The following is a 4,992-nucleotide window of genomic DNA, read 5'->3' as shown; positions in this document are numbered from 1 at the left end:
TCGGTCTGACGATGTACGGCCAGATGACGGCCGGGTCGTGGATCTACATCGGCACGCAGGGCATCCTCCAGGGCACCTTCGAGACGTTCGCCGCGGTCGCCGACAAGAAGTTCGGGGGCACGCTCGCGGGGACCATCACCCTCACCGCCGGGCTCGGCGGCATGGGCGGTGCCCAGCCGCTGGCCGTCACCATGAACGACGGCGTCGCGATCTGCGTCGACGTCGACCAGTCCCGGATCAGCCGCCGCATCGAGCACCGCTACCTCGACGTGCAGGCCGACGACCTCGACCACGCCCTCGAGCTGGCCGTCGGCGCCCGCGACGAGCGCCGCCCGCTGTCGATCGGCCTGCTCGGCAACGCCGCCGAGGTCTTCCCGCGGCTGCTGGAGATGAAGGCGCCGATCGACGTCGTCACCGACCAGACCTCGGCCCACGACCCGCTGTCGTACCTTCCGGTCGGCGTGGCGTTCGAGGACTGGCACGCCGCGGCCGAGCGCGACCCCGCGGGCTTCACCAAGGACGCCCAGGCCTCGATGGCCGCCCACGTGCGGGCGATGGTGGAGTTCCAGGACGCCGGCGCGGAGGTCTTCGACTACGGCAACTCGATCCGCGACGAGGCCCGCAAGGGCGGGTACGACCGGGCGTTCGAGTTCCCCGGGTTCGTCCCGGCGTACATCCGTCCGCTCTTCTGCGAGGGCAAGGGTCCGTTCCGCTGGGCCGCTCTCTCCGGCGACCCGGCCGACATCGCCGCCACCGACCGGGCCATCCTCGAGCTCTTCCCCCACAATGAGCGGCTGCGGAAGTGGATCACGATGGCCGGCGAGCGGGTCTCGTACCAGGGGCTCCCGGCCCGCATCTGCTGGCTCGGGCACGGTGAGCGCCACCTGGCCGGGCTGAAGTTCAACGAGATGGTCGCCTCCGGGGAGCTCAAGGCCCCCGTCGTGATCGGCCGCGACCACCTCGACTGCGGCTCGGTCGCCTCGCCGTACCGCGAGACCGAGGCGATGAAGGACGGCTCCGACGCGATCGCCGACTGGGCCATCCTCAACGCGCTGGTCAACACCGCGTCGGGGGCCAGCTGGGTCTCCTTCCACCACGGTGGCGGCGTCGGCATGGGCCGCTCCCTGCACGCCGGCCAGGTGTGCGTGGCCGACGGCACCGAGCTGGCCGCGCAGAAGCTCGAGCGGGTGCTGACCAACGACCCCGCGATGGGCGTCATCCGCCACGTCGACGCCGGGTACGAGATCGCCGAGCAGGTTGCCGAGCGCGATGGTGTCCGGATCCCGATGCGCGAGGAGTGATCTCTCAGGAGGCCAGGTAGCCCGGGTCGCGGTTGGCCATGAACGTGGCCAGGCCGTCGAGGTCGTCGGCGTTGAGGTGGTCGTAGCCCAGGTCGTGCAGGGCCGTCCAGATCGCGTTGCGCTGCCGCACCGACCAGTCGTTCGTCAGCCAGAACCGGATCCGGTGGCCGCCCTGGTGGGCCCGGGTGACGAGGTCGACGACCCGTTGCTGCTCGGCGGCGGTCATGGGCAGCGACCCCGACCACATGCCGCTGAGCGCCCACGACTGGCTGACCAGGGGCATCAGGTCGGGCGCCAGGGTGCCGGACTGCGCGGGGCTGCCGTCGTACCCGATCCACCGCGTCTGCTGGGCCTGCATGTGTGCCAGCGGGCTGCTGCCGGAGACGACGACGTCGACGGGGGCGGTGGTCCGGGTGGGGGCGTACTGGCTGAACAGTCCGGGGTGGGCCGCCAGGGCCGTCTCGAGCGCCTGGTACGTGGCCAGCCCGTCGTCCTTGATGTCGACGAGCAGCTGGAACGGCAGGCCGCGGCCGCGGACGGTGCCGTTCTCGACCTGGGCCTCCAGCGGCGCCAGGTAGAGCGCCTCGAGCGTCCGCTCGGGCCGGATCTGGGTCGCCTCGTGGGCGACGTACAGCTCCCCGTCGCGCAGGAAGATGTCCGCCTCCACGCTGGTGAACCCGGCGTCCAGCGCGTCGAGCAGCGGGCGGGTGTGCTCGTAGTCGTTGTGCGCGTGGGCGCGGGGGAGCGGCGGGCGCGCGCCGGCGTCCGGGTCCGGGTACGGGGTGGGCAGGGGCTCGCGGAACGCGGCGAGCCGGGTGCGGGCCAGGTCGGGACGGGTGGTGATGACCTCGTCGACACCGCGCAGCACCAGGTCGCGGAACTGGGTGGCCGACGTCGTGGGGCGCGAGACGACGCGCAGCCCGGCGGCGTGGGCGGCGCGGACCCGGTCGAGGGTCATGTACTCGCGACCGGCGTGGCGGCGGACCGGCGACCAGCCCTGCAACCCGGCGCGGGTGACGGCGGCGATCGGGTCCGTGCGGCCGCCGCCGTCGATGCCGACGGTGGTGAGGGAGCCCAGGCCCGGCTGCTGGCGCAGCCAGGTGAGCAGGGTCCAGTCGGACGAGGAGACCTGGGTCCGGGCGGCCAGCGACGTGTCGCTGCCGAACGCCTCGGCGAGACCGTCGGCCAGCGCCTGGCGCCCGGCGGTGTCGAGTGGGGCGACCTCCACGTCGACGCGGGTGCCGGGGGCCTGGTGGGTGATCGTGCGGAACAGCTCGTCCAGCGTGGGGACCCGCGAGCCCGGCGCGGCGACCTGGGCGGGGCGGTCCGGGTCGGTCCGGGTGCCGCACTCGACGGCACGCACCTGGGCCAGGTCGAGACCCGCGATCGGCTTGCCCACGTACGGGTAGTCGGGGTCGCCGACCGTCACCGGCGCGGCGTCCAGGCACTGCACGGAGGAGACCGTGTCCGTCCCGCTCAGCACGAGCGCGCCGTCGGCGGTGACCCGGACGGGCGCGTGCACGGAGGAGACGCCGAGGGCGAGCGAGTTCCGGTACGCGGCCAGCGTCGCCGTCGGCGCCAGGGCGGAGCCGCCCTCGTACGCGGTGATGCCGGTGCGGCGCGACGGGTTGGTCCAGCAGGTCCGCCCGATCCACCAGCCGCCCCGCGCGACGCAGCGCCGCTCCTGCGTGCGCAGCCACGCGGCCCGGGCCTTCCGTACGCAGCGCTGCCGGGCCTTCCCGCGCAGCTTGGTGCACCGCTTGGGCGGCGTGAACACGGGCGCAGCGGCCGCCGTCGGGGCTGCTCCCGCGACCCCCACCGGCTCGGCGGCAGCGGTGGGCGTGCCGCCCGCGGGGACCAGCAGAGCCAGCACCAGGAGAAGGGCCGGGAGCAGGGACGGGCCGGTCCGTGGGCGGGTCATGCGCTGCAGTCTGGTCGAGACGACCGCCACCGTCGAGGGGTCCGTGCGAAGCCGCTCGCCGTTGGGGACGCTGTGGCACAGTGACCGCCATGGGCAAGCCGTCGAAGACCCGCACTCCGCTCCCCGGCATCTCCACCCGCGCGTGGGAGCACCCGGCCGACCGCAGCGCCCTGATGGCCCTGCGCAAGCTGAAGGGGTTCGATCAGCTGCTCAAGACGCTCAACGGGCTGGTCTCCGAGCGGGCCGTCCGGCTGCAGTACCTCGGCTCCTCGATCCGCGTCGACGAGCGGCAGTTCCCGGCGGTGCACCGCGCCCTGCTGGAGGCGGGCCGGGTCCTCGACGTCGCCGAGCTCCCCGAGGTGTACGTCGTGGCCAGCCCGCTGTTCCAGGCGACCACGATCGGGATGGACCACCCGATCATCACGCTCACCTCGGGCCTGGTCGACCTGCTCGACGACGACGAGCTGCTCTTCGTGGTGGCCCACGAGCTCGGCCACGCCGAGAGCGGCCACGCGGTCTACACCACCATGCTCAACTGGATCCTCGGCCTGACCCGGGTCTTCACCTGGGTGCCCGGCGGTGCGCTGGCCGGCCGCGCGATCATCGCCGGCCTGTACGAGTGGCGCCGCAAGTCGGAGCTGTCCGCCGACCGCGCCGGCCTGCTGGCCAGCCAGGACCCCGCCGTCGCCACCCGCTGCCACATGAAGCTCGCCGGCGGTGGCTCGCTCGACAACCTCGACATCACCTCGTTCATGGCCCAGGCCAGCGAGTACGACGAGACCGAGGACGTCCGCGACTCCCTGCTCAAGCTGATGCTGATGGAGCGCAACACCCACCCGTTCCACGTGGTCCGCGCCCGCGAGCTGCGCGCCTGGGTCGACTCCGGCGCGTACACCGCGATGCTGGCCGGTGAGTACCCGCGTCGCGAGGACGACCGCGACGCCAGCGTCTCCGAGTCCGTCAAGGACGCCGCCAACAGCTACGCCGACGCGTTCACGCGGACGCAGGACGTGATCGGCCGCGCGGTCCACGACCTGGCCGGGTTCGCCGGCAGCGCCAGGAACTGGATCGACGACCGGTTCCGGCGCGGGGACGACCCCTCCGCCGGTTGAGCCGCACCGCTGGTTGAGCCTGTCGAAACCACCGACGAGGCCTCAGTTGTCGAGGGCCGCGAGGTCCTGGGACACCTGGTCGTCGGTCTCGGTGAACGTCTTCTTGACGACGAGCACCACCTCGGCGACCTGGTCGACGATGTTCGCGTTCTCCTCCAGCCGCGCCGCGATGGCGTCGTTGAGCGCGCTGAAGGAGTCGTACGGTCCCGTCGAGCCCAGCCCGATGCCGCCGCTGCGGTGGAACGACCACCCGTTGCCGGTCAGGTCCATGGAGTAGCCGGCCTTGCGGAGACCGGCCGCGATCTCGCCGAGGATGTCCTCGGCGAGGTAGTCCATGGTGGTGGGCTCGATCGTGATCCGGGTCCGCTCCGGGAGGACGTCGTCGGGGTCGGTGGTGTCGAGGATCCCCGGCGTTCCCCCGTCGCCGGCGGGCCGGTGCAGCAGGTACTCGGGCTCGCCGAGCTCGGCGACGATCTGGTCGGCCTGCAGCTTGAGCGACTGTTCCTGGCTCTTGATGTCGTCGCGCAGGTCCTTGAGGGCGTCGCGGATCTCCTGCACGCAGGACGCGGGATCGTCGTGGAAGGTGAACTTGCGCTCGCGGGTCTCGTGCTGACCGGACTCGATGAGCCCGTGCAGCACCCCGGACACGGTGCCGACG

4 protein-coding genes are annotated in these 4,992 nt (G+C 72.7%); 2 read left to right on the top strand and 2 right to left on the bottom strand.

The features are described from left to right. Nucleotides 1–1,301: urocanate hydratase (locus ACI379_RS16900; protein ID WP_439793297.1), on the top strand; the 1,301-nt coding region annotated here is incomplete at its 5' end. Nucleotides 1,302–1,305: 4 nt separating this feature from the next. On the opposite strand, the gene ACI379_RS16895 is transcribed toward ACI379_RS16900, so the two are convergent. Continuing rightward, the gene (locus tag ACI379_RS16895) at nt 1,306–3,222 is read right to left on the bottom strand and encodes a glycerophosphodiester phosphodiesterase family protein (RefSeq protein WP_439793296.1); all 1,917 of its coding nucleotides are present in this window, start codon (nt 3,220–3,222) and stop codon (nt 1,306–1,308) included. 89 nt (nt 3,223–3,311) lie between these two features. On the opposite strand from ACI379_RS16895, the gene ACI379_RS16890 reads away from it, so the two are divergent. Beyond that, a complete protein-coding gene (locus ACI379_RS16890) occupies nt 3,312–4,334 on the top strand; it encodes a M48 family metallopeptidase (RefSeq protein ID WP_439793295.1) in 1,023 nt (340 codons plus the stop codon). Between the two features lie 42 nt (nt 4,335–4,376). Here ACI379_RS16890 and ACI379_RS16885 read toward each other — a convergent pair. After that, a partial coding sequence (locus ACI379_RS16885) for a hypothetical protein (RefSeq protein WP_439793294.1) occupies nt 4,377–4,992 on the bottom strand: 616 nt, incomplete at its 5' end.

The sequence above is a fragment of the Nocardioides sp. genome (assembly GCF_051876515.1).
In the GTDB taxonomy this organism is placed as follows: domain Bacteria; phylum Actinomycetota; class Actinomycetes; order Propionibacteriales; family Nocardioidaceae; genus Nocardioides.
This window is presented reverse-complemented; position numbering and strand designations above follow the sequence as displayed.

Excerpts from the sequence above, each read along its gene's own strand:
- ACI379_RS16895 (WP_439793296.1), bottom strand. The coding sequence starts at position 3,222 with ATGACCCGCCCACGGACCGGCCCGTCCCTGCTCCCGGCCCTTCTCCTG.
- ACI379_RS16890 (WP_439793295.1), top strand. The coding sequence starts at position 3,312 with ATGGGCAAGCCGTCGAAGACCCGCACTCCGCTCCCCGGCATCTCCACC.